The following is a 25,751-nucleotide window of genomic DNA, read 5'->3' on the forward strand; positions in this document are numbered from 1 at the left end:
GGAACGGCAGAGAAGGAGGATTCATTGAGCGACAGGCATTCTGCGCAGAGGGATGTGCGCCGGCAGAAGCAGGCGCGCCAGGCCAGTCGAGGCGATGCTGCTGTCACCATTGGCTTGACGGTCGGCCTGCTCGCGTTGTCCGTCATCCTCTTCGGCAGCGATTCATCCAGCGGCGCCAATCAGATCGCCCTGGTGATCGGTGCAGTGATCGCCACCATCGTCGGGATCAAGAACGGGCATACCTGGCAGGTGATCGAAGAGAACATTGTCGCAGGGATCGCGACCGCGCTGCCGGCGATCATGATTCTGTTTTCAGTGGGCAGTCTGATCGGTGCGTGGATGCTGTCTGGCACCGTGCCGACCATGATCTATTACGGACTACTGCTGCTCGATCCCGCTTTCTTCTACCCGGCCAGCTGCCTGCTCTGTGCAATCACCGCACTGTCCATCGGCAGTTCCTGGACCGTCGCCGGCACGCTCGGCATCGGTCTGATCGGGGTAGCAGCCGGCATGGGTCTTTCGGTGGAGATTACGGCAGGCGCGATCATCTCCGGCGCCTATTTCGGGGACAAGATGTCTCCCCTGTCTGATACCACCAATCTCGCCCCTGCGGTCACGGGTATCGACATTTTTACCCACATTCATCACATGGTCTGGACCACGGCACCCAGCTTTCTGGCAGCACTGGCCGGGTTTGCCGTCATCGGCCTGTCGGTATCCGCGGGTTCAGCGCCTGACACACTGCTGGCAACTCTGTCGGCACTTGATGAGAATTTCACAATCAATCCGGTCATGCTCACCCCGGTGCTGCTGGTGGTTTACCTGGCCTACCGGAAAACACCCGCGGTTGCATCGATCCTCGCCGGTGTCCTGGCGGGCGTGGTCGTGGCACTGCTGTTCCAGCACCCTGCCGTGATGGGATTGTCGGCAGACACCGAAACAGGCGCAGCCGCCGCGATGCTGAAGTCTGTATGGACCGTGCTCTTCAACGGCTACAGCGCGAATACGGGTAACAGTGCGCTCGACTCACTGCTGTCGCGTGGCGGCATGAGTTCGATGCTGAACACGGTGTGGCTCATCCTTGCCGCCCTGAGTTTCGGTGCGGCAATGGAGAAAGCCGGCATTCTGGAACGGGTCGTGCGCGGTCTTGTCGAACGTGTCCGCAGTGTCGGCGCTCTGATCGCGACTACGGTAGGAACCTGTGTGGGGGTGAATGCCCTCGCCGCGGATCAGTACATGTCCATCGTGATCACAGGCAGGATGTTCGGCGATGCCTACACAGAGCGGGGTCTCCATGCAAAAAACCTGGCGCGGACTCTGGAGGACGGTGGCACCATAACTTCACCCCTGGTGCCCTGGAATACCTGCGGTGCTTTCATGGCAGCAACCCTCGGTGTGCCCACCCTCGCCTACCTGCCGTTCTGCTTCTTCAATCTGATCAATCCGTTCGTCGCCATAGGCTACGGTTACGCGGGCTTCAGGATCGAACCCCTGGCAGTCGAGGACGAGAGAGCCGGAGTGGCGCCGGGGAGCCTCTGATCAGGTATTGAGCCGTACCGCCTCGCGCAGGCCCTGCAGAATCAGATCGGGAATGACCGCATCGAAAAGATCTTCGGCATCGAACAGATGCGCAAAACCGCCGGTAGATATCACCATCGGTGCTTCACTGTCGCGGAAGGCTTCGTCGGTGATACGGCGAACCAGTTCCTTCACCATGCCCACATTGCTCCAGTACAGGCCGTTCTGGATGCTCTCGACCGTGGATCGGCCAATCGCCGATTGCACCGGGACGATCTCCACTGAGGGCAGCTGGGCGGTTTTTTCTTCGAGTGCCTCCATCGCCAGACGTACACCGGGGATGATGTTACCGCCGAGGAAGGTACGGTCCTTGCGGATGGCACAGACGGTCGTCGCGGTACCGAAATCGATCACGATGAGATTGCGGCCCGGATAAAGGGTGACGGCACCCAGCGCGTCGATGATGCGATCCGCACCCACCTCCTTCGGATCCTTGTAGTCGATCTTCAATCCGGTTTTGACCCCGGGACGGATCACCAGGGGTTCCAGCTGAAAATATTTCTGGCAGCAGGAGCGCAGGGAATACAGCATGTCCGGGACCACGGAGCAGATGGCGATCTGTGTGACGGACTCAGGCTGCACACCATTCTCCCGCAGCGCACCGCGCAGGAACACACCGATCTCATCCGACGAGCTGCGCATGGTGGATGTGCGCCGGAACTGCAGCGCCAGCCGCTCGCCTTCGTAAACACCGCAGTAGATCTGGCTGTTGCCGACATCCAGACAGAGCAACATAATTCCCCCGATAAAAGCTGGTGAACCCGCTGGCGGACTGTCTGTTCGAATCAGGCTGATGGATATCAGACTGCACAGCCCCGCGGGGCTGGCAGGATAGCGAGCGCGGGTACACGACGTCCAGCCGGTCACCGCCTTTCACTCAACCAGGTCAGTTCCCATGAGATTCAGACTCCGCTCCCTGATCGCGCTCGCTGCAGCCATGGTCGGTTTCACCGCACCCGCTCATTCAGCCACATCCGCAGACGTGGTGCGGGTCGGCATCATCATCAACCCTTATGCCGGTGACAGAGCCGGTCCGGAGCAGGATGAGGATGCAGCAGCCATGCTGCGCGGAGGATTGCCGGAACTGATCGTCGCTGCGGGCGCCCGGATCGAGGATATCCAGACGGTAAAGCTTCTCGCTGAAGACGAAAAGGCCTACGGCCGCTGGAACCGGTTCGGTCTGGCGAGCGGACACCTGGCCGGTATGGCGAGTGCCAACGAAGCCGCGGGTGTTCTCAATCTGGGACTGTACAACAACTGCGGCTCGCTGATGGGCATGCTCGGTGGATTGCGCCACTCAGCACCCACACCCCTGCGGGTGGGTCTGGTGTGGATAGACGCCCACGGAGATTACAACACCCCGGAAACCTCCCTCTCCGGCATGCTCGGTGGAATGCCGGTTGCCATCGCGGCGGGTGATGGGCTGAGCAGAATGCGCGAACAGGCGGGACTCGAAGTACCTCTGCCCAAGGAGAACATCATCATGGTGGGTGTGCGGGATACGGACCCGCTGGAACAGGCGCGTATCGAAGCGGATGGCATTCCCCAGGTGAGCACCGAGGATGTGCGAAGTCTCTCTGCAAATCTGCACGGACAGATGAAACGCTTAAGCGAAATATCCGATATCGTGTACGTGCACGTTGATCTCGATGTGCTGGATCCCGCCGAGGTCTCCGGTCATCCCCTGACCGTGCCGAATGGGCCTACCGGCGCCGAGCTCGGTGAAGCCATCCGGGTCATGTTCGAGTATCCGAAAACCCACGCTCTGGGCATCGCCTCCTACCCGCACACCGACGATCCGGGTCAGCTGACCCTGAAGGCCGTTCACCGCATGGTTGAGGGCGCGATTCGAGGACTCCAGAACCGGGCAACTTCGCCCTCTGCAGACTGAAGGCTCTGACGCACCCGGATTCGCTCCCTGGCGGGTCAGGCTGTCGGGTATGCGCTGCCCCAGCTGTCGAGATAGGCGAGTTTTGACACCGGCCGTCGGCTGATGGGTCCGTGACCGCGTCCCACGGGATAGCCAATGGGAATGAACGCACAGGTGTACCAGGGATCGGGTATGCCCAGCAGTGCCCGGACCTCTGCTTCGCGGAAACACAGCAATGTGGTCAGGGTGCATCCCACCCCCTCGGCCCGACAGGCGAGCATGGCGTTCTGCACCGCCGGGTAGACGGATCCACCGCCCACCACGCTGGGTCGACCCAGTTCGGCATCCGTGATGGCCATGATCTGGGGATTGAAACAGAACACCAGAATCACGGGAGCGTCACCGAAGTGTTCACCGAGATGGTCTGCGGCTGCCAGCATTCGTACCTGCTTTTCTTTGGCCTCACCGGTCATCTGTTCGAGCCCCTGGCGGGCGCCTGCCGCATACCGGCCCCATTCAGGGCGATACAGATCACCCAGACCCCGGCGTAGACCCTCGTCTCTCACCACAAGCACCCGCCAGGGCTGTACATTACCGCCGCTGGGCGCGAAGGCTGCCGCCTGCAGAATCCGTCCCAGCACCGGGTCGGGTAACGGATCCGGTTTGAGCCGGCGCACGGCGCGCAGGGTGCTCATGGCATCGTAGAGTGGCGTGGCGGGAACGCGGTCAGCTTCTGAATTGGAGCTCACAAATATCTCCTAAGCGATTGAAACTATTCTTTTCGTACTACACCAGACCCGGTAATGGACTGACGCACATGCGGATCCCCCCGGTAGCGCACCCTGCCCGAACCGCTGAGGGTGACATTGAGGTGATCGTCCACCCAGACCCGGGCAGAGCCGGAGCCGGCGAGATTGATGGTGGCGTCAGCGCTGCGCAGTTCCAGAGCCTGCAGGGCGCCGCTGCCGGAAAGACTGACCACCTGGGTTGCCACGGTACCGGCAAAGAACAGGCGACCGGATCCGGATGCGGACCCGGACAGAGTCTGTGCGGTCAGCGCTTTCACATGCAATGAGCCGGATCCTGCCACCGCGGCAGTGAGCGCCTGCCCTTCGAATGTGCCAATCTCCAGGCGCCCGGAGCCGATGACCTTGAGATCGAGGGTGTCTGAGGCCATGGCGCCCGAGCGCAGATAGCCGCTGCCTTCCACGCCGACCCGGTCGAGTTTCCGGTAACCGACCGCAATCAGGATTGGCGCCTTCGAACGCAACGGCGAGGTCCCGGCAACTTCGATCCGCAACACACCGTTTTCGACCTCGGTAAGGATGCGGGCCTGCACCTCGGGGGCCGCATCCAGGGTGAGGGATTCAGCGTCCGAAAGGCTGAGTGTCAGCTCGCCGGGTGCGGCAAACTCCACGGCATGAAATGCTGTAACCACCCGTACTTCGGTTTCCGCCAGCGCCGGAGCTATCCAGGCAAGCAGAGCTGCCCCGACGATCATGCCCATCCCTGTGTGGCGGCACTCGCGCGACCCGAGTCGATTCCGCAGTAATCTCATACCAGCTCCTGTCAGTGCAGAGTGTGCAGTCTGTCAGCATTGACCAGCCCGGGCAAAGCACCCGTCCGCGTCAACACGGCGGCGTGATCTCGGGCGCGGAAAGCGATTACAATCCCCACAAACTCACCCGGGAATCACTATGAGCCTTGAATACGGACACTTCATCAATGGCAACAGCGTGCCAGGCAGCAGCGGTCGCTACTGGGAGGTGTTCAATCCCTCGCTCGGCGAGGTCCGGGGCCGGGTAGCGCTGGCAAGTGCTGCAGAGCTCGATACGGCAGTACGCAGCGCCCAGGCGGCACAGCAGGAATGGGCGGCGGTGAATCCGCAAAGACGCGCCCGGGTACTGTTCAAGTTCAAGGCGCTGGTCGAGGCAGACGCGGATCACCTGGCCCGCCTGCTCTCGGAAGAGCATGGCAAGGTCATTGCGGACTCCCACGGCGACCTGCAGCGTGGCCTCGAGGTGATCGAATTCGCCTGTGGTATTCCACACCTGCTCAAGGGTGAGTACACCGAGGGTGCCGGACCGGGGATCGACGTGTACTCCATGCGTCAGCCGGTGGGCGTGGCGGCGGGTATCACCCCGTTCAACTTTCCGGCGATGATTCCGATGTGGATGTTCGGGCCCGCCATCGCCTGCGGTAACGCCTTCATCCTGAAGCCTTCAGAAAAGGACCCCGGCGTGCCCATGCGACTCGCCGAGCTGATGCTGGCAGCTGGCGCACCGGCCGGACTGCTGAACGTCGTCAATGGTGACAAGGAAGCGGTGGACGCCATCCTCACCCATCCTGGAATCCAGGCGGTGAGCTTCGTGGGCTCTTCAGACATCGCGCAGTATGTTTACGCCACCGGGACTGCCCACGGCAAGCGCGTGCAGGCGATGGGTGGCGCAAAGAATCACGGCATCGTGATGCCGGATGCAGACTTTGAGCAGACGGTCAGGGACATGGTGGGGGCCGCTTTCGGCTCGGCCGGTGAACGCTGCATGGCGCTGCCGGTGGCTGTCGCTGTCGGCAAGGGTACCGCAGAGCGGCTGATCGAACGGCTGCTTCCGGAGATCGAAGCGCTGCGCGTGGGTATTTCCACAGATACTGACGCCCACTATGGTCCCGTGGTGACCGCCGCGCACCGCAAACGCGTCTGTGATTACATTCAGATGGGGGTGGACGAAGGCGCGGAACTGCTGGTCGATGGCCGTGATTTTTCCCTGCAGGGTTACGAGCAGGGCTTTTTCATCGGACCCAGCCTGTTCGATAAAGTACAGCCAGCCATGCGCAGCTATCAGGAGGAGATATTCGGGCCGGTCATGCAGATCCTTCGCGCCGATTCACTCGAAGCTGCCATCGAACTGCCTACCAGACACCAGTACGGCAACGGTGTCTCCATATTTACCCGCAATGGCGGCGCTGCGCGGGAATTTGCCCGGAGGGTGAGTGTCGGTATGGTGGGAATCAACGTGCCGATACCGGTGCCGGTCGCCTATCACACCTTTGGTGGCTGGAAGCGCTCTGCTTTCGGCGACGCCAACCAGCACGGCACCGAAGGCGTGCGCTTCTACACGAAGATCAAAACCGTTACACAGCGCTGGCCGGAGGGTGGTCCTGCCGGTCAGAGCTTCGTGATCCCCACCATGCAATAGCCGGGAAGCAGTTAAGTGGATTACCGTCTCAGCGAAGAACAGCGCGCCGTCCAGGATCTTGCAGAGCGGTTTACCGCCGATGCGATTACGCCCCATGCCGCGCGCTGGGATGCGGAGCACCTGTTTCCGCGGGACACCATCCGCGAAGCGGCCGCGCTCGGATTCGGCTCGATCTATCTGGAGGAGTCTGTTGGCGGCATCGGCCTGGGCCGCCTCGAAGCCGCGCTGATCATGGAAGCCATGGCCTACGGCTGCCCTTCCACGGCGGCGTTCATATCCATACACAACATGGCCACCTGGATGATCGCCAGTTTCGGCAGAGAAGACGTTCGCAGACGCTTTCTGCCGAAGCTGGTCACCATGGAACACTTCGCGAGTTACTGCCTGACCGAACCAGGCGCGGGATCTGACGCGGCGTCGCTGAAGACCCGGGCGGTGCGCGAGAAAGATCACTACCTGGTCAATGGCAGTAAGGCCTTCATTTCCGGTGCAGGGGAGAACGAAGTCTACGTCTGCATGGTGCGTACGGGTGAAGCGGGTCATGGCGGCATCAGCTGTCTGGTGATCGAAAAGGACACCCCGGGGGTGAGCTTCGGAGCCAACGAGCGCAAGCTCGGCTGGCACTCCCAACCCACCGCCATGGTCAGTTTCGAAGATGTCCGGGTGCCGCTGGAAAACCTGGTCGGCGACGAGGGCCAGGGTTTCAGAATCGCCATGGCCGGGCTCGACGGCGGTCGGCTCAATATCGGCGCCTGCTCCCTGGGCGGCGCCCAGCGCTGCCTCGACGAAGCCATTGCTTATGTCAAGGAACGACGCCAGTTCGGCCAGGCCGTGGCGGAATTCCAGAATACCCAGTTCATGCTGGCCAACATGGCCACGGAACTCGCCGCCTCACGCGCCCTGCTCTACATTGCTGCCCAGAAGGTCAATGACAACGCACCGGATAAAACCCCGTTCGCGGCCATGGCAAAGCTGAAAGCCACGGAAGCCGGTTCAGCCATCGCCAACGATGCACTGCAGCTGCACGGCGGCTACGGCTATCTGATGGACTATCCGGTCGAACGTTTCCTTCGCGACCTGCGGGTGCATCAGATTCTCGAAGGAACCAGTCAGATCATGCGCATGATCATCGGTCGCAATCTGGTCAGCGGCTGAAGCTCAGAGGGTCTCGCCACTGCCGCCCATCTCGGCGGGCAGATCCTTCATCCTCGGCAGACTGTCGGCGATTGCCAGCACCGATTCCTGACAATGGACGTGCAGCCCCGGGGTGAATTCCAGCTCAGGCAGAATGGCCGCGTAAACGTCCACCAGTCCCATGGCGGGATGATTCGTGTAGAGATGTCCGCCGCACAGCCTGCACCATTTGCGTTCGCTCGCAGGTGTTTTTGCAAAGCTGCCGATGTGTTCCTGCCCGCTGGTTATCTTCAGTGCGTCAGGCTGCCACAGCGAGAAGCCATTCACCGGTCCGGCAGACCAGTGCCTGCAGGACTCGCAATGACAATAGCCCATGCCAGCGGGCTCTCCGCTGACCGTGAGTTTCACAGCACCACAGAAACAGGACCCCGAGTAGGTTTTACCTGCCATCATACTTCTCCCCGCTTGTTATTCATCACTTTTGCTCATCAGCTTCAATACGGGCTGCATGTTCAGCAGAGACTGCGGGCTGTCCGCCAGGTGCACAGCACCCTCCCCGCGCAGTTCCGCCTCGTCGCCGTAACCGTAAAGTACGCCAATGAAATCCATATTGTTGTTTTTCGCACCGATCGCATCATGGGCTCGATCGCCAATCATCGCTGCCCGCCCGGGGTGGACGCCCGTTTCGAGTAGAGCATGGTTGAGCAGCTCGGTCTTATCCGACCGGGTACCATCGAGTTCGGCACCGAAAACCGTATCAAAGTAGGCGCTCAGTTCGAAGTGGTTCAGGATGCGCTCAACATAGATCAGCGGTTTGCTGGAAGCGACATGGAGACGGGCACCATGGTGGCGCAGAGTATCAAGCACCTGCGGCATCCCGGAATACACCTGGTTTTCGTACAGACCAGTCTCCGTGAAACGTTCCCGATACCTGGTCAGCGCGGTACCCGCGCAACGCTCTCCCACAAGAGTCCGGAAACTCTCAATCAATGGCGGGCCAATGCACCAGATGAGATCTTCCATGGGTGGTGCCGGTTGACCCAGCTGCTCGAGAGCAAACTGAATACAGCGCGTGATCCCGATCTTCGGATCGGTCAGCGTGCCGTCGAGATCGAAAAACAGGTCCGCTGCCATCACTGGGTGTCAGGCAGCCGGGTACACGGAGCCGCCATCGATCTTCAGAATCGCACCGGTCGTGTAACTCGACGCAGCGGATGCGAAATACAATGCTGCGCCGATAACCTCTTCCGGCTCTCCTCCCCTGCCGAGTGGAATGTTGCGTTCCGCATTGCGCCTGAAAGCATCCAGGTCCCAGGCTTTGCTGATGTCGGTGAGGAAGGGCCCCGGCATGATGCAGTTGACCCGTACTTTCGGCGCATAGGCCCGCGCCAGACCCAGGGTCATCGTATTGAGACCCGCCTTGGCCATGCCGTAGGGCAGTTCGATCGGCGAAGGCTGCACCGCTGCCACACTGCTGACATTAATGATCGAGCCGCCTCCAGCGGCTGCCATATGCTCGCCGGCCAGGGCTGAGAGGCGGAAAGGCCCGCGCAGATTCACCTCGAGCACCTTGTCGTAAAGACTTTCTGATATCTCAGCCAGAGATTTGTACAGTGGGGACATGCCGGCGTTGTTCACAAGTATGTCGATCCGACCAAAACACTCGAGAGTCTGCGCCAGCACGGTATCGTTGTCCGCCCACTCACCAGCGTGATACTTCACACCCAGCGCCTCCCGTCCACTCGCCTGTTGCACCGCGGTCGCGGCCTCAATGCAGTTATCGAGTTTACGGCTGGCGATCACTACGTTCGCTCCCGCAGCGGCAAAGGCATGAGACATCGCCAGCCCGAGTCCGCGACTGCCGCCGGTGATCAGCGCGACCTTGCCGGTCAGATCGAAAAGATTTATGGATTCGCTCATTGCTTCCGCCTATTCATTCAATGGTGATTTCTTTGCAAGCTCCCGGACGATACCCATACCATCCGGATGCACGGGAGACTTGTGCACGATGAAGTTCTGGGCATGTGCCAGTTCCTGCAGTGACATGGCACTGCGCAGCGCACTGTAGAAACCCTGCGCATCCTGGGCCTGATTCACGGACTCCTTGGCTGTCTTCAATCCCATCATGGGCTGCTGGGCGATTTCTTCCGCCAGGGCCATGGTTTCGGCTGTCAGCAGTTCGCGCGCAACAACCCGGTTCACCATACCGAGTTCTCTGGCCGCCCGCGCGGTCAGTGCGCGACCTGTGAAGAGCAGTTCCTTGGCTTTGCGCGGTCCGAACTCCCAGGGATGACCGAAGTATTCGACCCCGTTGGCCCCGAATGCCACCACCGGATCCTGGAACGTGGCATCTTCGCTGGCGACCACAAGATCGCAGGGCCAGACCAGCATCAGCCCGCCTGCAATGACCTTGCCCTGCACTTCGGCAATGGTGATCTTGGGCAGGTTGCGCCAGCGCCAGCACAGTCCGAAGTACACCTCCTCTTCCCGCGCCCAGTAACCTTCCATGCCCGGCAGATCAAACCCGCCGCCCGGGCCTACAGCAGCGTCCTGCAGGGAAAAGGTGCGATCACCGCTGAGGTCGTGTCCGGAGGAGAAGTGTTTCCCGGCGGCCGCGAGCACGATGACCCGCACCTCGTCGTCGGCACAGGCCCGGTCGAAGGCATCATTGAGATCGTAGAGGAGCTGATAGTTCTGCGCATTGGCACGCTCGGGTCGGTTCAACACGATGCGCGCGATGCGTGGATGCGGTTTGCTGTAGCGCACCGGGGGTGGAGTTCCCTCGGCTTCTCCCGGCTGGATACTGTCGCTCATGCCTCTTCCTGACGGCTGTGCCAGCTGCGCAGTGTAGCTTCAGCCCGAGGATGCTGACCACAAGGTCAGCGACGACAGGGACAGCGACCACAGGCTCAGCTGCCACAGAGTCAGTTCAGCAGAGACTTCAGCTCCTGTATCTGTTCGTGGGCTTCATCGAGCACCTGCAGACTGAGGCTCGGAGAAAGTGCTCCGAGGGCCAGCTTACCGAACGCCGGGGTCTCGTCGAGCCTGGGCAGCTTGCGGAACTCCCGTTGACGGATCAGAGCATGCAGATGGGCGACAATCAGCAGATCGCTGTAGTCGGCGGGACCTTCATGCTCATAGAACCAGTTGTCCTGCTGGGCGGCTGCCGCGGAAAAGACGTCCGCAAACTGCCAGTGAGCGAGCACCCTGGGACTGACCTCCGGTGTCAGACCCTCGACGATTTCCATCAGGATGCCCGGATTCTGCGCGAACTCTGCATATTCCCGGGCTGCATGGAGCACGGGGACACTGCCGACTTCATGGAGCAGTCCCACCAGCATGCCTTTGTCGCTGTTCAGCCCGGGAGTGATTTTGGCAAGTACTGCACACAGTGCGGCCACATCGATGGCATGGCGCCAGCGCTCCACCAGGTGCCGGCGCAGCCCGGACTCGGTGGCCCGGAACAGCATACCCGTGGCGAGGGACAGCACGATGTTCTGGGTACGTTCTACACCCAGTCGAACCAGGGCGGCCTGCACGGTTTCACAGTGGCTCTGGGCGCGGAAGATGGCACTGTTGGCGACCTGGATCAGCCGACCGGCAATGGCCGGATCCGCACCTACAATGGCAGCAACCTCCGCCATTTCGAAATCCTCTCGACTCAGCGCCTTGCGGATTTTCAGTGCGATTGCAGGTAGTGGGGGAATATCCAGTGTCCCTGTCTCCAGACGCCGCAGTACGTCCCTCACCAGCGGATGCGCACGCCAGCTGCCGCCGGTGGTCCTGCCGTTCGTGAGGAAGCGAGCAGGTTGCACTTTTCCTGCGTGCCGCTGCATCCGGGAAGACTCGATTTTCAGCACCCGTGCCCCGGGTTCAGCGGTGACCTGATAACGGCTCGGGCGCAGCCGGGCAAAGGGGAAGCGACTGTCCAGATCCCCTGCCCCGAGTCGCCGTTGCGCACCCTGGGAAGGTTTCAGACAGACCGCTCCGTCCAGAAGAAAATGGGCATACGGGCTCAGATCGCCCTCGGCGAGCAGCTCGGCACTGGCCGGGAGTTCGAGCAGCCGGCAATGGGGGGCGATCCGCTGCCAGCGGTCGTCACCCCAGTCCTCGAAGAAGGGATGTGCGCTGAGCAGGCGCTTCAGAGAGCCCGCCGACAGGGGTTTTTCAAACTTTTCGAGGGAATTTCCCATGGCTGCCTTGTGCTGTTCAGTCAGAGTTTCCTCCGAAGTATAGGAAAGGATCCGCTGACCCGAACTCCATCGACAACCCCGGCAGACGGGGGTTACCCTTGCCCCATGCCGAAAACATTCAATCGCCGCAAAATTCTGCAGCTAGGTGCCGGTGCAGGACTGGTGCCGATGACTGCCCTGACTGCTCCGGCCGCTGACAGGCCAGCCAACGACTTCAGTGGCAGTCGCGTCGAGCGCTACAGCGTGCTCGGTCGCACGGGACTGAAGATGGCAGACATCTCCTTCGGCACCAGCAGATTGCGAAACGGCGAAGAGGCCCTCGTGCAGCATGCACTGGACAAGGGTGTAAACTATTTCGACACCGCCGATTCCTATACCCGTGGCCAGTCCGAGACGGTGCTCGGCCGGGCTCTCGCCGGACATCGCGATGAGGTAATCCTGGCGACGAAAACTCATGTCGGTGCGGCTATGCGCCCGGATGCGATCATGGCTGCCCTGGACGCGAGCCTGCGCCGTCTCAACACCGACCATGTCGACATCTACTTCAATCACGCAGTGAACGACACCGGACGGCTCGACAACCCGCACTGGTTCGAATTTGTCGAGAAGGCCAGAGCCCAGGGCAAGATCCGCTTCACCGGGATGTCGGGACATGCGGGGCGCCTGCTCGACTGCCTGGAACATGCCATCGCCGGTGATCTGGTTGACGTCATGCTGGTCGCATACAACTTCGGTCAGGATCCGGCCTTCTACGAGTCCCTCACCCGCTCTTTCGACCGGATCGCCGTGCACCCGGGACTTCCGGGCGTGCTCGCCAGGGCGAAGGCGAAGAACATCGGTGTGGTGGCGATGAAGACGCTGATGGGCGCACGGCTCAACGATATGCGTGCCTACGAGTCTTCGGGCGCGACCTTTTCCCAGGCCGCCTTCCGCTGGACGCTGGCAAATCCCGATGTGGACGGTCTTGTCATCTCCATGACAAGCACCGCAGACATCGACGAATTTCTCGGAGCATCCGGTGGCACAGCCGTTAGCCGGGTCGATCTCGACCTGCTTCGCGGCTACGCCCGACTCAACGGCACCAGCTACTGCCGGCAGGCGTGCAACGACTGCGCAGGTGCCTGTCCTTATGGTGTCCCCATAGCGGACGTTCTGCGGACCCGGATGTACGCGGTCGACTATCGGGACCGGGAGTTTGCACAGGATGAATATGCCGCGCTCGAGGCGCGGGCCGATGCCTGCCTGAGCTGTTCCGGCGAGCCCTGCCGGAGCGCCTGTACCCATGGATTGGATATCAGCGCTTTCTGCGCAGCCACTCACAGGATGCTTGCCTGAGACCCTCGCGATGTCCCGTATTCTGGTTTATGACTGCTTCAGCGGCATCTCCGGCGACATGCACATCGGCGCCATGCTCGACCTTGGCGTACCCGAGGACTATCTGCGGCGCGAACTGGCCCGGCTCGGGCTGGGGGACGAATTTCTGCTCGAAGTCAGTCCGGGTTCAAAACTGGGAATCACCGGTACCCGGGCCACGGTCCAACTGACAGCACCTGGCTCCCGCTCACACGACCACGACCACTCTCAGCACCGCAACCGCGATCACAGTCATCGCCACAATCACAGTCACGATCACGAGCACGCTCACGACAATGTACACAGCCACCCGCACGATCAACATCACCACCGGGATAATGGCGGGGAGCAGACCTCGGAAACTCTCGGTAGTCGCGGCCACCGCCACCTGCCGCAAATCAGGCGCATCATCGAAGCCGCCGGTTACCCGGCCGCGGTGCAGGCCCGCGCGCTGGACATCTTCACACGCATTGCGGTTGCAGAAGCCAAAGTGCATGGCATTGCCGTGGATGCCGTGCATTTCCACGAGGTGGGCGCGACCGATGCCATTGTCGACATCGTCGCCGCCGCGCTCTGTCTGGAGTATCTGCAGATCGACCAGGCCTACTGTGCCACTCTGGAACTTGGCGGTGGCATGGTGCGCTGTGCCCACGGCCTGATGCCGGTGCCCGCCCCAGCCACCGCGGAAATACTCGCAGGCGTACCCTGCCGGTACAACGGGGTCAATCAGGAGGCAACCACCCCCACCGGCGCTGCCATACTCAGACACTGCGTGTCGGGTTTCAGAATTCCGGTCGGCTTCAACATCGAGCGCATCGGCTATGGCGTCGGCCAGAAGGATTTCAGCATTCCGAACGTGCTGCGGGTCATGCTCGGCGATGTCGTGGAAACTGCACAACACCCTGACACCGATTCAGATCTCGTGACCATCGAGGGCGTCGAGACCGAAACCAATCTGCAGATCGAGTGCAACATCGACGACATGTCACCCGAGGCCTATCAGCCACTGCTGGACCGGCTGTTTGAGCAGGGTGCGAATGACGTGTTCTTCACTCCGGTCATCATGAAGAAGTCGCGCCCGGGTGTGCTGCTGTCTGTGCTGTCGCCCGAGGCCCGCTTTCAGGATCTGCTCCGGGTACTGTTCGACCACTCCTCGAGCATCGGCGTGCGCGCGCATAAGGTGGTAAAGCACATGCTGCCCCGCACCCAGACGAGCTACCGAACCAGTCTCGGAGAAGTCAGGGTCAAGGTGGTGCGGCTGCCCGATGGCGTCTCGCGATTCAAGGTGGAGCATGACGACGTGATGAGAATCGCCAGCGCGACCGGTCGGAATTATCTGCAGATCCACCGACAGCTGGAAACAGAAGTCACCCGGCTTCGTGAGAGCGCCGCTCACCCACCGGAAGCTGACAGTCGCACCGATCGCTCCCACGGCAATGACGACAGCAGAACGCCATGACGCTCGACGAAATTCTCAGTGCGTTCAAGAGCGGTCAGTTCGATGCCGACAGGACCGGGCAGATGATCCGCAGCACTTTCTTTCAGGATCTCGGTCACAGCACGCTGGACAATGATCGCCGACGCCGCAATGGTGCCGGAGAGGTCATCTACGGCGAACACAAAACGACCGCTCAGATTCTCGATCTCGTCACCGCCATGGTCGACCGGGGGGACAATGTGCTGGTGACCCGCACCTGCGAAGCGGTGTTCGACGCAGTGGTAAAAATCGTCAAACAGGCCGAGTTTCATGAACAGGCGCGCCTCATCACCTGCCGGGTGCGCCCGGTCACTCCTGCCTCCGGCACCATCGCGGTCGTGACCGCGGGCACCTCGGACCGCGGTGTTGCCGAGGAAGCTGCGCTGACCGCAGAGTTCTATGGCAATCCGGTCGCCCGCATCAGTGACGTGGGCGTGGCGGGAATCCATCGCCTGCTGGCTCGCCTCGACGTGCTGCGCGAAGCAAGGGTGCTGATCGTGGTGGCGGGGATGGAGGGTGCACTGCCGAGTGCGGTAGGCGGCCTGGTGGACAAACCGGTCATCGCCGTTCCCACCAGCGTGGGATATGGCGCATCCTTCGGGGGCATCGCAGCCCTCCTCGGCATGCTCAACAGCTGCGCCAGCGGCGTCTCTGTGGTAAACATCGACAACGGTTTTGGTGCCGGCTATCTGGCCAGCATGATGAACCGTCTGTAGCGACTGCACAGCCTGGAGCCTGGGGAATTGACCGACCTTGCACAGATGCACGAGGACCTGAAGGCGAACATTGCGCGATTCGACAGTGTGATCGTCGCATTTTCCGGTGGTATCGACAGTTCCCTGGTTGCCTATGTTGCAGCTGAGGTGCTGGGCAGCCGCTCGCTGGCGATCACTTCCGGTTCGCCGAGTCTCAAACGCAGCGACCTGTCGCTGACCACGGAGCTCGCTGAAAAGTGGGGTATGCAGCACGAGGTCATCGTTACCGACGAGTTGTCCAAAGCCGACTACCGGGCCAATCCCGTCGACCGCTGCTTCCACTGCAAAACGTCACTCTATGAAGCCCTGTCCCGGATCGCTGCGGCACGCGGCATCCAGACCATTCTCAATGGCACCAATTGCGACGATCTCGGCGATCATCGCCCGGGGCTGATCGCCGCGGCCGATTTTGACGTGGTATCGCCGCTGGTGGAGACGGGATTTCACAAGCCGCACATTCGCACCCTCGCCGCCCGGCTGGGCCTGGAGAATGCGGACAAACCCCAGGCCGCCTGTCTGTCGAGCCGCTTCCCCTATGGCAGTCACATCTCCCTCGAACGACTTGCCCAGGTGGAGCAGGCTGAAGCCGTACTCGCAGAATTCGGTTTCAGGGAGTACCGGGTGCGTCATCACGAAGCGGTGGCGCGCCTGGAGATCGGTACCGCGGAATTTCCCCGGGCACTCGAGCACGCGGCTGAACTCAGCGCCCGGATCCGTGCCTGCGGGTATACCTATGTGGCGATGGATCTCGGCGGTTTTCGTTCCGGCTCACTCAATGACAGCCTCATTCAGATCGTTAGAGTCGGAGACTAGCACGTTCGAAATATCCTTATAGTTATCCATTAACTTATTGAAATATATAAATTTGCATTTGGATGACAACCTGCCGTCCTCCCTGCGCGTATAGTTCGCGGTCCGCACTGTTTCGGGGGAAGCAGAGATGGATAAAACCACCAAACTCCTGTTGCTGGCCGCGTTGGGTTTAGCGCTGCTGGCGTCCTATTCGGCTCAGGCGCTGACGCTGGCCCTGTAGGCATCGGCGAATGCCGGTGGCAGCCGCACGGGCCTGCCATTGGAAAGATTCAGACAGACGAAGTCCGCTTCGCCACGCATCACCACGCTGTCTCGATCGAGGTTGATCAACTGGTAGCGTCGTGAGACTCGCAGGCGCCCATCGCTGCGACAGATCCAGTTACCCACCAGAATCTCGTCACCCGCGTAGCAGGCGGCAAGGTAGTCGACCCGCAGTGAGCGCACGGCCATGCCCCGCTGCATTTCCAGACAACGGGACTCCGGTAAACCCACCGCGGCGGAGTGTGCCCAGGCGCATTGCTCGAGCCAGCGTATATAGACGACGTTGTTTACGTGCCCGTACGAGTCCACGTCCTCGGCGCCCGCAGTCACGGCGAGGACGAACGGATCCGGGTGGTCCCAGCTGCAGGTCATCGATAGCCGGCGGGCACCTCGAAACCGAACACGCGCGCGGCATTCAGTCCAAGTACTGCGGCGCGTTCCGTATCGCTCAGCGCAGCCATGGTGCGTTCGATGGCGGCAGCGGAATGCGGCCAGGTACCTTCGTGGTGGGGATAATCGTTGGCCCAGAGAAAGTTCCCGACCAGGCCATGGCTGCGCGCCAGGTCGAGGCCCGCCCGGTCTTCCTGAAAGCTGGCAAAGCCGTTGCTGATGAAGTATTCGCTCGGCAGCCGCTTGAGTTTCGGGCGCACCCACATGTGGTGTTTACGATAGGCCTCGTCCATTGCCCCCAGTGCCCAGGCCACCCAGCCGATGCCGGCTTCGATGGTGCCGAAACGCAGACGGGGAAATCGATCGATGACACCGGAAGCGCAGATGTTCACGATCGGCTCCATGGTGGGTGCGAGTGAGTGCACCGCGTAGTTGATGACCGCGCCGCCGTTTCCCCGGGCGGTGCGTGGATCGCGTCCGGTAGACACATGGAAGGTCACCGGCAGATCGGTATCCTGGATGCAGGCCCACAGCGGATCGAACTGGGGCAGATTGTAGTTCGGCGCTTCGTGATCCGGCGGACCCCACACCGGTTTACAGGGCAGGCACAGACCGCGAAAACCCAGCGCCGCGCAGCGCTCGATCTCGGCGATTGCGCCTTCGAGATCCGCAGCAGCCACACAGGCCATGGGGGAGAGCCGGTCGTTGTAAGCGCCGAAGGTTTCCCACGCCCAGTCATTGAAGACTCTGCACATCGCCTGGCTGAAGTCGGCGTCCGGTGTTGCCCAGATGGTGAGTCCCTTGTTCGGAAACAGAACTTCCGCATCGACACCGTCGGCGCGCAGATCCTGCAGACGCTGTTCGGGGGTCACGCCGGACTGATTGCGCAGCAGGTCCTCCCCCTCGAAGGCGACATTCTGCAGGCGCAGCGGCCGGAACCCTTCAGTCTTCTGAAACTTCTCCCCCTGGGGATTTACCGAAACACCCGGCAGACGATCCCGGTAGCGGACATCGATACGCGTTCGCCAGAGGTCAGACGGTTCCTGCACATGGCCGTCAGCAGACACCATGAAATACTTGTTGGGTGCGCCTGGACGGGGAGATCGGGGCCAATCCGCACTGCCCGGCGTTTCGAGCCGCCAGCGGTTGGCCTCATCGGCGCCTGGATTCTGCTCTTTCATCGAACTCCCTCCTTGCATTCCCGGGCCTGGACGCGATGTTAGCAGGTTGACCCGATGATTCGATGGCGACACGACGATAGGGTATCTCACGACAACCGCAGCCGGGCCCGGATCCAAGTTCTCAGAGCTGTCGTTGCGGTAACTGCACCCGGATACCATCCAGTTCGTCCGTCATGAGGATCTGACAGGCCAGCCGGCTGCCCGGGCCCGGATCGATGGCGAATGCCAGCAGTTCGGCCTCGTCCGCACGCACCGCCGGCAGACGGTCGCGCCATTCTGCTGCCACATAGCAGTGGCAGGTGACACAGGTGCAGCCGCCGCCACACTGGCCGATGATGCCGGGCAGGCCGTGATCCAGCGCGCCATCCATGAGGCTGTCACCGCAGGCAATTTCCACGGTAGCTTCGGTTCCGTCCCATTGCCTGTAGGTTGCTCGCGGCACCAGAGAGCTCCTGTTAAACTGCCGCGCCTGTCTGCAGCGGTCAAACCAGTGATACTCGACCTCCACACCCATTCGATCAAGTCCGATGACGGCCGCGCCAAGGTGGCCAACTACTGCCAGTGGATCCGCAGCCGCGAGCTGCCGCTGGATGGTTTCGTGCTCACCGAGCACCGCCAGTTCGATCTGGAGTCCGATTACTCCGAACTCGCCGCCTCATACGGCATCACCATTCTCAAAGGTGCGGAGGTGGAAACCGAATACGGCCACGTGCTGGTCTTCGGAGTTACCGAGCCGCTCATGGCTGAGTTCGATTTCAGCAACATCCACCTGCCACTGGCCCAGGTGATCGAAGCCTGTGGCCGGCATCACGCGGTGCCCGTCCCCTGTCATCCGGGCCGCAAGCGGGTCGGCATGTGCGCACACATCGACGAATTCGGCGTGCCGGCGGGGGTGCGCATCGTCGAGACCTACAATGGCGGCAGCCGCGGCGAGGAAGATCAGATCGCCCAGGCCATGGCCCGGGAGCAGAATTATCGGGGTATCGGTGGCAGCGACGCCCACATTGTCAGCCATGTCGGCCGCTGCGCCACCCGTTTCCCCGCGCCGATCCGCTCCGAAGCGGAGCTGGTCGAGGCCCTCACTGCCGGTGATTTCGAAGCCCTGACCTTCCGGGAGAACGCATGAGCAGACTGCTGGATCTCGACGCTCTGCGGGCGCAGTTCCTCAACAAGGAGTTCGATGCCAAGGAATTCCGCTTCGATGCCGCCCAGCTGGCCGACTATGCCATCGCCTGCGGCGAACGGGCACCCCGTTACACGGATCCCGGGCACCCCGATTTCCAGGCACCGCCAACCTTTGCCACCAGCCTGAGACCTGACCGGCGCCTGCCGGACGGCTTCCCGAAGCTGCCCGGTCTGGGCATGGATGCCGGCAAGGCAGTTGCTCCTCTGGCACCGATCCGACCTGATACTACAGTCACTGGTCGGTCCCATCTCCATGAAATTTATGCAAAAACTGGCCGTTCGGGGCGTATGACATTCTTCGTGATCCGCATGGAACTCAGCGATGCCAGCGGCACGCTGCTGGCCCATGCGGACACCCGGGTGGTGATCCGGGAGAAGCCGGAAGAAGGAGAATCCGAGTGAGTGTCGCGACCCTGTCAGCTGTCCAGTTCGGCGAGGAGCTGCCGGTATTCGATCCGGATACGAGTCTTGCCAATGTCATCCGCTTTACCGAGGCAGCCGGCTGGCGCGGGCCGCGCTTTACGGATCACGAGGCGGCACGCCGCGAAGGCCTGCCAGGCGCTCTGGTACCCGGCATCATGAGTCAGGGCTTTCTGGCGGCTATGATCCACCGGTGGGCGCCCGAAGCACGGATCGAGCATGTCGACACCATCTTCCGCGCCCCGGTGATCGTGGATGACCGGTATCACATCAACGGTGTGGTGACAGACATCGAGGAAGATTCGGGTCTGGTGGAGATCGATCTGACCGTAACCAACGATGCCGGCGAAACCCGGGTGTTCGGCACCGCGAGGGTGCGCCTGCCCGTCCAGGGCTGACTGCCAGCCTTCGCCTCGCGCATTGCGGCGACGGCTGCGAGAAGTTTTGAGGCATTGATATTATGCAGAGGCGCCCTGGACCGGACGGAACAGCGGAATGGCCAGCGCCTCATGGTGTTCCCATTCCAGCCTGAGCGCCTGCCCGATCTGCAGATCCAGGGCAGGCTCCGCTACACCGACGATGTTGGTCAACAGTCGCGGACCCTCTTCGAGATCGACCCAGGCCACCGCGTAGGGCACCCGGCTGCGGAAAAACGGGTGGTAGCTCTGCCTGACCACACTGAAGGTGTAAAGGGTGGCGCGCCCACTCGCCGTCTGCCATTCGAGGCGGCCGGAGAGACAGTGGGTGCAGTGGCTGCGCGGGTAAAACACCACGCCTCCGCAGTCCGCGCACTGCTGATAACTCAGCTCTCCGGCTTTGGTCCGCCGCCAGAATTCGGCGGTGTCCGGCTCATCCAGCGCCGGCAGAGGTCTCGACGGCTCACTCACGTTCAGTCCCTCCCCAGAATGACGGTACCGGCACAGTGGCGGGACCCGAGCATGCCGCCGTTGCCGTGCGCTACCGCAAGCTTCGCGTCCGCCACTTGAGAGCAGGACTCCCCCCGCAACTGCCTGGCTGCCTCGATGAGCAGAAAGATGCCCCGCATGCCCGGATGATTGGAGGAAAGTCCTCCGCCGTCCGTGTTGAGTGCGGGACCGCCACTCTGATCGAAACGCAGGCGTCCACCCGACACCCAGCGGCCGCCTTCCCCTTTGGCACAGAAGCCCAGGTCTTCGAGGAGCGCCAGCACGGTGATGCTGAAGGAGTCGTAAATCATCGCGATGTCGATTTCGGCCGGAGTCAGCCCTGCTTCGGCGAATGCCTGGGGCCCGGACTGTGCGGCTGCACTGACAGTAATGTCTCCACCACTGGTCGGATAACCGGTTGCCTCACCGCTGCCGAGAATCCAGACCGGCGGTTTGCGGCAATCACGCGCCACCTCAGGCGCGGCGATCACTACCGCACCGCCACCGTCTGAAATCATGCAGCATTCGAGGAGATGGAGGGGATCGGCGATCATGCGCGAGTTCACCACATCGGCGATGGTCGTTTCCCGGATGTCCAGAAACTCAAGATCCTGCATGGCCCGCACCGCCTCGGGGTTGCGCATGGCGTGATAGCGGGTGGCGACAGAAACTTCCGCGAGCTGTTCAGAGGTGGTGCCGTACTGATGCATGTGTCTGGCGGCAACCATGGCGTAGTTGGCCACCAGGGTCATACCACTGAAGGATTCCATATTCTCACTGGGATGGGCGCCGAGGCCGCGGCCGCCTGCGCCGATCCTCTGCATCGCACTGTGCGCTGTGGAGCCGTAGCTGAGCAGTGCGACTCTGGCCTTTCCTGCGGCGATGTCCCGCCGCGCATGGGCGGCATGAAATTCATATGAACTGCCACCGACGCTGGTGGTGTCTATGACCCTCGGTCGCAGGCCGAAGTACTCGGCGATGGTCAGGCCGCTCATGCCGCCGCCCTCCCCTGCGTCATAGATGGCGTCTACATCCTGCCACTCGAGTCCGGCATCGGCCAGCGCGGCAGCAGCACTCCGGGCCTTGATCTGCAGCGCACTCACACGACCTTCAACATCACGGGAAGGATATTCGTGAATCCCGACAATGGCTGCGTCGCGACGCTGCGCACTCATATTCGCTCCAGGTTCATTGATTTTTCTCCCGACATCATCGCGACCCAGTCTCCATTGCGACCCCGCCTCCTCGCGACCCCGCCTCCTCGCGACCCCGCCCCGAACGCGACGAATGCGGGCAGCCTCGAGTTTAAGGCGCCGGAAGCGGAGTTGAAACAGACACGGCGGCGTTCCGGGTGAAAGGCTTGTCCATCCAGGGTACATTCCCGGTGGTGCAGCTGCTCACACCTCAGATCAGGGTGTGAATGGCAGGTATCGACCCCCATCCACACAAGGCACACAGGAGTCTGGACGATGATCGAACAGATCGAATTCGGCCGTACGGGCCATCGCTCGAGCAGGATAATCTTCGGCGCCGCCGCGCTCGGGGGCATGCGCCAGGAGAAAGCGGACGGGGTGATCGACCTGGTGCGGCGCGCGGGCATCAATCATTTCGATACGGCAGCCAGCTATGGCGACTCGGAACTGCGTCTTGCGCCATTTCTTGAGGATCATCGATCAGACGTGTTTCTGGCGACGAAAACAGGCGAACGCACTGGCAGCGAAGCACGCCGTGAGCTGGAATTTTCACTGCAGCGTCTCGGCACGGAACAGGTCGACCTGATCCAGATGCACAATCTGACCGATGAGCAAGGCTGGCGCACCGCGATGGGTACCGGTGGCGCACTCGAAGCACTGATCAGAGCCCGGGATGAGGGACTGGTGCGCTTCATCGGCGTTACCGGTCATGGCACCTACGCCGCCGCCATGCATCTGCGCAGCCTCGATGCTTTCGAGTTCGATTCCGTGCTGGTCCCCTACAACTACAGCATGCGTCAGGATTCCCGGTTCCGCAGGGATCTGGATCAGCTCATCGAAGCCTGTGCGGCCAGGCGGGTCGCCTGTCAGACCATCAAGGCCATCGCGCGGCGCCGCTGGAACGAAGAGGACCCGGAAAAGCGCTTCTCCTGGTACATGCCCATCCGCGCAGAAGCGCCTCTGAAGCGGGCGATAGATTACGTGCTCTCGCGTCCGGGGACTTTCCTCAACACCACCAGCGATGCCACCCTGCTGCCCGCGGTGCTCGCTGCGGCTGCCGCCCCGATCATTCAACCCTCGGCTGCGGAAATGGCCCGGGACCAGGACGCTCTGGGTGTTGAGCCTCTGTTCGTACGGGATGTGAGTGATGATGTGCGGCCGGTGGCAGGTCGGCGTTAGCCGGATATTCCGTGGCGGATCAGTCCCGGTCCGCTTCCCGCTCCCCCGCAACAGCAGCGAAGTAATCCGCCAGCCGCTTTCCGGGTTCATCCGGTATGCGCGACTGCAGAACGTTGAGATGGTGGATCCGATCGACCCGGAAGTTGCGGAAGTCCTGCCGCAACTCGCACCAGGCGCCGAGTGACCAGGTGGTACCCCAGTAAACGAGGGTAAGTGGCCAGACGATGCGCTCGGTGGACGCATCACCGGCATCCCGGTAGTCGAGAAACAGCCGCATACCCCGGTTGATCGCTGCGCGCACCTCACCGAGTCGCTCGGTAAGACGCTCCGGGAGTTCCATGTCCGGCACCACCACCCGATGGCTGTTCAACGCCGGTCGCAGCCGCTGCGGCAGTACCGCATCAATTTTGGCGAGTATGCTTTCGGCGGAAGCGGCCATCTGTTCGTCACCCCAGGTTCGTGCCACGTCCGCACCGAATACCAGCGCCTGCAGTTCTTCCTCGGTGAACATCAGCGGCGGCAGCTGAAAACCGCGCCGCAGGATATAGCCCACGCCCGGCTCACCGGAAACCGGCACACCGGAGGCTGCAAGATCCTGGATGTCCCGATAGACGGTGCGCTCAGAGACTTCGAGGCGCTCGGCCAGACTGCGGGCGGTCACCACCCGGCCCCGGCCGAGCATCAGCACGATTTGAAAGAGTCGGTCTGCGGGTCGCATGGCCGCATCCTACCAGCGCTCCTGACCAGTTGCTGACATCTCCTGACATGCCTTGTCAGGAGAGATCGCTCAATCAGCCGCTGTCAGAGAGGTAGCTGACACCACGCTGTCAGTATCAGGGGCGTAATCTGGCCACCTTGCTGACAGACGAGCGGAATGGTTCGATGACTCATGCGCTTTGTACAGGCCTCGACAACCGCAATCACCCGCCATTGCCCGCCAGCGACAGCGGCGGTGATGGGTTCGCAGCGGTCGCTCATCCTGACCCTGAGCTGCGCGCAGGGCGTCAGCCCGCCGGGATCCCGGCCAGACTCCAGACGGCAACTCTGCCCTGGCGGCGGTTCGTGAACCTGCGCGCCCTCGGACACGCCGGATTCGCTCGAAGGCTGGCAATGCTCTCGAAACAAATATAAGTAATATCAGATAGTTGCAGAGAACTTAGAAAGCGGATTGCCGCAATTGGAGGAAGGGGCGGCAGGGCGTACCACCCGGTACGCCCTGCCCTGCGGATCAGCCTGCGGCGTTAAAGCCAAGGAAGGCCTTGGTTTCGAGGAACTCCTCAAGACCCCACTTACTGAATTCCCGGCCGTTGCCGGATTGCTTGTAGCCACCGAAAGGTGCACCCGGGTCCACGCCGGCACCGTTGAGGTGTACGTTACCGGCGCGGATCTGGCTGCCGACCTTCTTGGCCCGCTCCAGGTCTGAAGAGCTCACGTAAGCCGACAGGCCATAGACTGTCGCGTTTGCGATGCGGATCGCATCGCTCTCATCCTTATAGGGGATGATGGAGAGAACGGGTCCGAAGATCTCTTCCCGGGCGATACTCATTTCATTGGACACATCCGAGAAGATGGTCGGTTTGATGAAGTAACCCCGATTCAGACCATCGGGTCGTCCGACACCGCCCGTCTCGAGCTTCGCTCCCTCGTCGATACCCTTCTGAATCAGCGCCTGAACCTTATCGAACTGCACTTTCGAGACCACCGGCCCGATCTGGGTCGCCTTGTCTGCAGGGTCACCCACCTTGATCGTCTCGGCAGTCGCTTTGGCAATGGCCGCAGCCTCCTCCATGCGGTTGGCCGGGACCAGCATGCGGGTCGGTGCGTTACAGGATTGTCCGGTGTTCATGCAGACACCGAAAGTATCCCGCGCTACGACCTTGGCAAAGTCCGCATCGTCGAGGATCACGTTGGGCGACTTACCGCCCAGCTCCTGAGCTACCCGCTTCACGGTAACCGCTGCCTCCTGGGCAACCGAGATACCAGCCCGGGTCGAACCGGTGAAAGACATCATGTCGATGTCCGGATGGGCGGACATGGCGACACCCACAGTCGGACCATCGCCATTGATCAGATTGAAGACACCGGGCGGGGTGCCTGCGGCATCCATCACTTCGGCAAACAGAATGGCATTCAGCGGTGCCACTTCGGAAGGCTTGAGAACCATGGTGCAGCCCGCCGCAATCGCCGGACCCACTTTCGCTGCGATCTGGTTCAACGGCCAGTTCCAGGGCGTGATCAGTCCACAGACACCGATAGGCTCACGCACGATTCGTGCCGTACCCACATCTTCCGACCACTGGAAGGACTTCAGTGCCTTCAGCGAATTCATCAGATGTCCGAGTCCCGCGGGGGCCTGTGCAGCGGACGCGAGTCCGATGGGTGCGCCCATCTCCTGGGACACCGTCTGTGCGATGTCGCTCATCCGAGCCTGGTAAGCGGCGATGATCCGCTCCAGCAGCGCGATGCGTTCTTCGACCGTAGTCCGGGAGAAGGTCTCGAATGCGGCTTTCGCCGCGGCGACCGCATTGTCGACGTCAGCCTTACCACCCATCGCAATTTTGGCGATGGACTCTTCCGTTGCCGGATTGATCACATCGAGGGTGGTCTTTGTGGATGGTGTTACCCATTTGCCGTTTATGTAGAACTTCAGTGCGTTTTCCATATTTA

General features: G+C 61.7%; 27 protein-coding genes. 12 read left to right on the forward strand and 15 right to left on the reverse strand.

Annotation, left to right across the window (positions count from 1 at the left end; genetic code table 11):
* The first annotated feature begins 24 nt into the window (after positions 1-24).
* Positions 25-1,539: a Na+/H+ antiporter NhaC gene (gene nhaC / locus R3E82_06380; GenBank protein ID MEZ5550493.1), complete on the forward strand. Its 1,515-nt coding sequence runs from the start codon at positions 25-27 to the stop codon at positions 1,537-1,539.
* Here the strand turns inward: nhaC and R3E82_06385 are convergent, their stop codons facing one another.
* Positions 1,540-2,313, reverse strand: coding sequence for a type III pantothenate kinase (locus R3E82_06385; GenBank protein MEZ5550494.1), 774 nt, complete (start codon positions 2,311-2,313; stop codon positions 1,540-1,542).
* A 160-nt stretch (positions 2,314-2,473) separates the two neighbouring features.
* On the opposite strand from R3E82_06385, the gene R3E82_06390 reads away from it, so the two are divergent.
* Positions 2,474-3,469: an arginase family protein gene (locus R3E82_06390; protein MEZ5550495.1), complete on the forward strand. Its 996-nt coding sequence runs from the start codon at positions 2,474-2,476 to the stop codon at positions 3,467-3,469.
* 35 nt (positions 3,470-3,504) lie between these two features.
* On the opposite strand, the gene R3E82_06395 is transcribed toward R3E82_06390, so the two are convergent.
* Together R3E82_06395 and R3E82_06400 are read right to left on the reverse strand one after the other, a co-directional pair.
* The gene (locus R3E82_06395) at positions 3,505-4,197 is read right to left on the reverse strand and encodes a nitroreductase family protein (protein MEZ5550496.1); all 693 of its coding nucleotides are present in this window, start codon (positions 4,195-4,197) and stop codon (positions 3,505-3,507) included.
* A 23-nt stretch (positions 4,198-4,220) separates the two neighbouring features.
* Positions 4,221-5,006 (reverse strand): head GIN domain-containing protein, encoded by a 786-nt coding sequence (locus tag R3E82_06400; GenBank protein ID MEZ5550497.1) that lies wholly within the window; start codon positions 5,004-5,006, stop codon positions 4,221-4,223.
* Positions 5,007-5,145: 139 nt separating this feature from the next.
* Between R3E82_06400 and R3E82_06405 the strand changes: the two genes are divergently transcribed.
* Positions 5,146-6,645: a CoA-acylating methylmalonate-semialdehyde dehydrogenase gene (locus tag R3E82_06405; protein ID MEZ5550498.1), complete on the forward strand. Its 1,500-nt coding sequence runs from the start codon at positions 5,146-5,148 to the stop codon at positions 6,643-6,645.
* Between the two features lie 15 nt (positions 6,646-6,660).
* Positions 6,661-7,800, forward strand: a complete 1,140-nt coding sequence (locus tag R3E82_06410) for an acyl-CoA dehydrogenase family protein (GenBank protein MEZ5550499.1) — start codon at positions 6,661-6,663, stop codon at positions 7,798-7,800.
* Positions 7,801-7,803: 3 nt separating this feature from the next.
* Here R3E82_06410 and R3E82_06415 read toward each other — a convergent pair whose 3' ends face one another.
* The 5 genes from R3E82_06415 to R3E82_06435 all read right to left on the reverse strand — a co-directional run bounded on the left by R3E82_06415 (position 7,804) and on the right by R3E82_06435 (position 11,972).
* Positions 7,804-8,232 (reverse strand): GFA family protein, encoded by a 429-nt coding sequence (locus R3E82_06415; GenBank protein ID MEZ5550500.1) that lies wholly within the window; start codon positions 8,230-8,232, stop codon positions 7,804-7,806.
* Between the two features lie 15 nt (positions 8,233-8,247).
* The gene (locus R3E82_06420) at positions 8,248-8,913 is read right to left on the reverse strand and encodes an HAD hydrolase-like protein (GenBank protein ID MEZ5550501.1); all 666 of its coding nucleotides are present in this window, start codon (positions 8,911-8,913) and stop codon (positions 8,248-8,250) included.
* Positions 8,914-8,922: 9 nt separating this feature from the next.
* Positions 8,923-9,699 (reverse strand): SDR family oxidoreductase, encoded by a 777-nt coding sequence (locus R3E82_06425; protein MEZ5550502.1) that lies wholly within the window; start codon positions 9,697-9,699, stop codon positions 8,923-8,925.
* Positions 9,700-9,708: 9 nt separating this feature from the next.
* A complete protein-coding gene (locus R3E82_06430) occupies positions 9,709-10,593 on the reverse strand; it encodes an enoyl-CoA hydratase (protein ID MEZ5550503.1) in 885 nt (294 codons plus the stop codon).
* Positions 10,594-10,703: 110 nt separating this feature from the next.
* A complete protein-coding gene (locus tag R3E82_06435) occupies positions 10,704-11,972 on the reverse strand; it encodes an HDOD domain-containing protein (protein ID MEZ5550504.1) in 1,269 nt (422 codons plus the stop codon).
* A 168-nt stretch (positions 11,973-12,140) separates the two neighbouring features.
* On the opposite strand from R3E82_06435, the gene R3E82_06440 reads away from it, so the two are divergent.
* The 4 genes from R3E82_06440 to larE are packed head-to-tail and all read left to right on the forward strand — an operon-like array spanning position 12,141 to position 16,370.
* A complete protein-coding gene (locus R3E82_06440) occupies positions 12,141-13,307 on the forward strand; it encodes an aldo/keto reductase (protein ID MEZ5550505.1) in 1,167 nt (388 codons plus the stop codon).
* Positions 13,308-13,317: 10 nt separating this feature from the next.
* Entirely contained in the window at positions 13,318-14,784 is a 1,467-nt protein-coding gene (gene larC / locus R3E82_06445) for a nickel pincer cofactor biosynthesis protein LarC (GenBank protein ID MEZ5550506.1), read from the forward strand.
* On the forward strand, positions 14,781-15,518 hold the full coding sequence (larB, locus tag R3E82_06450; protein ID MEZ5550507.1) for a nickel pincer cofactor biosynthesis protein LarB: 738 nt from the start codon (positions 14,781-14,783) through the stop codon (positions 15,516-15,518). The genes larC and larB overlap by 4 nt, the downstream gene beginning before the upstream one ends.
* Positions 15,519-15,545: 27 nt before the next feature.
* Positions 15,546-16,370, forward strand: coding sequence for an ATP-dependent sacrificial sulfur transferase LarE (larE, locus tag R3E82_06455; protein MEZ5550508.1), 825 nt, complete (start codon positions 15,546-15,548; stop codon positions 16,368-16,370).
* Positions 16,371-16,565: 195 nt separating this feature from the next.
* Here larE and R3E82_06460 read toward each other — a convergent pair whose 3' ends face one another.
* The 3 genes from R3E82_06460 to R3E82_06470 all read right to left on the reverse strand — a co-directional run bounded on the left by R3E82_06460 (position 16,566) and on the right by R3E82_06470 (position 18,644).
* Complete coding sequence (locus R3E82_06460; protein ID MEZ5550509.1) at positions 16,566-17,003, reverse strand: thioesterase family protein; 438 nt, start codon at positions 17,001-17,003, stop codon at positions 16,566-16,568.
* Positions 17,000-18,202, reverse strand: a complete 1,203-nt coding sequence (locus R3E82_06465) for an amidohydrolase family protein (protein MEZ5550510.1) — start codon at positions 18,200-18,202, stop codon at positions 17,000-17,002. Before R3E82_06465 ends, R3E82_06460 begins: the two co-directional genes overlap by 4 nt.
* Positions 18,203-18,323: 121 nt before the next feature.
* The gene (locus tag R3E82_06470; protein MEZ5550511.1) at positions 18,324-18,644 is read right to left on the reverse strand and encodes a 2Fe-2S iron-sulfur cluster-binding protein; all 321 of its coding nucleotides are present in this window, start codon (positions 18,642-18,644) and stop codon (positions 18,324-18,326) included.
* 48 nt (positions 18,645-18,692) lie between these two features.
* Between R3E82_06470 and R3E82_06475 the strand changes: the two genes are divergently transcribed.
* Genes R3E82_06475 through R3E82_06485 form a run of 3 tightly spaced genes read left to right on the forward strand, consistent with a single transcriptional unit; the run spans position 18,693 to position 20,205 of the window.
* Positions 18,693-19,328, forward strand: a complete 636-nt coding sequence (locus R3E82_06475) for a PHP-associated domain-containing protein (protein MEZ5550512.1) — start codon at positions 18,693-18,695, stop codon at positions 19,326-19,328.
* On the forward strand, positions 19,325-19,789 hold the full coding sequence (locus R3E82_06480; GenBank protein MEZ5550513.1) for a MaoC family dehydratase N-terminal domain-containing protein: 465 nt from the start codon (positions 19,325-19,327) through the stop codon (positions 19,787-19,789). Before R3E82_06475 ends, R3E82_06480 begins: the two co-directional genes overlap by 4 nt.
* Positions 19,786-20,205 carry a MaoC/PaaZ C-terminal domain-containing protein gene (locus R3E82_06485; protein ID MEZ5550514.1) on the forward strand — a complete coding sequence of 140 codons (420 nt, stop codon included), beginning with the start codon at positions 19,786-19,788 and terminating at the stop codon, positions 20,203-20,205. Before R3E82_06480 ends, R3E82_06485 begins: the two co-directional genes overlap by 4 nt.
* Positions 20,206-20,265: 60 nt before the next feature.
* Here R3E82_06485 and R3E82_06490 read toward each other — a convergent pair whose 3' ends face one another.
* Together R3E82_06490 and R3E82_06495 are read right to left on the reverse strand one after the other, a co-directional pair.
* The gene (locus tag R3E82_06490) at positions 20,266-20,694 is read right to left on the reverse strand and encodes an OB-fold domain-containing protein (GenBank protein MEZ5550515.1); all 429 of its coding nucleotides are present in this window, start codon (positions 20,692-20,694) and stop codon (positions 20,266-20,268) included.
* Between the two features lie 2 nt (positions 20,695-20,696).
* Positions 20,697-21,887 carry a thiolase domain-containing protein gene (locus R3E82_06495; GenBank protein ID MEZ5550516.1) on the reverse strand — a complete coding sequence of 397 codons (1,191 nt, stop codon included), beginning with the start codon at positions 21,885-21,887 and terminating at the stop codon, positions 20,697-20,699.
* A 294-nt stretch (positions 21,888-22,181) separates the two neighbouring features.
* Here R3E82_06495 and R3E82_06500 point away from each other — a divergent pair, with 294 nt between their 5' ends.
* Entirely contained in the window at positions 22,182-23,084 is a 903-nt protein-coding gene (locus R3E82_06500) for an aldo/keto reductase (GenBank protein ID MEZ5550517.1), read from the forward strand.
* A 19-nt stretch (positions 23,085-23,103) separates the two neighbouring features.
* Here R3E82_06500 and R3E82_06505 read toward each other — a convergent pair whose 3' ends face one another.
* Together R3E82_06505 and R3E82_06510 are read right to left on the reverse strand one after the other, a co-directional pair.
* Complete coding sequence (locus R3E82_06505) at positions 23,104-23,802, reverse strand: YafY family protein (protein ID MEZ5550518.1); 699 nt, start codon at positions 23,800-23,802, stop codon at positions 23,104-23,106.
* A 510-nt stretch (positions 23,803-24,312) separates the two neighbouring features.
* Complete coding sequence (locus R3E82_06510) at positions 24,313-25,746, reverse strand: aldehyde dehydrogenase family protein (GenBank protein MEZ5550519.1); 1,434 nt, start codon at positions 25,744-25,746, stop codon at positions 24,313-24,315.
* Positions 25,747-25,751 lie beyond the last annotated feature (5 nt).

This window comes from Pseudomonadales bacterium (genome assembly GCA_041395945.1).
In the GTDB taxonomy this organism is placed as follows: domain Bacteria; phylum Pseudomonadota; class Gammaproteobacteria; order Pseudomonadales; family Azotimanducaceae; genus SZUA-309.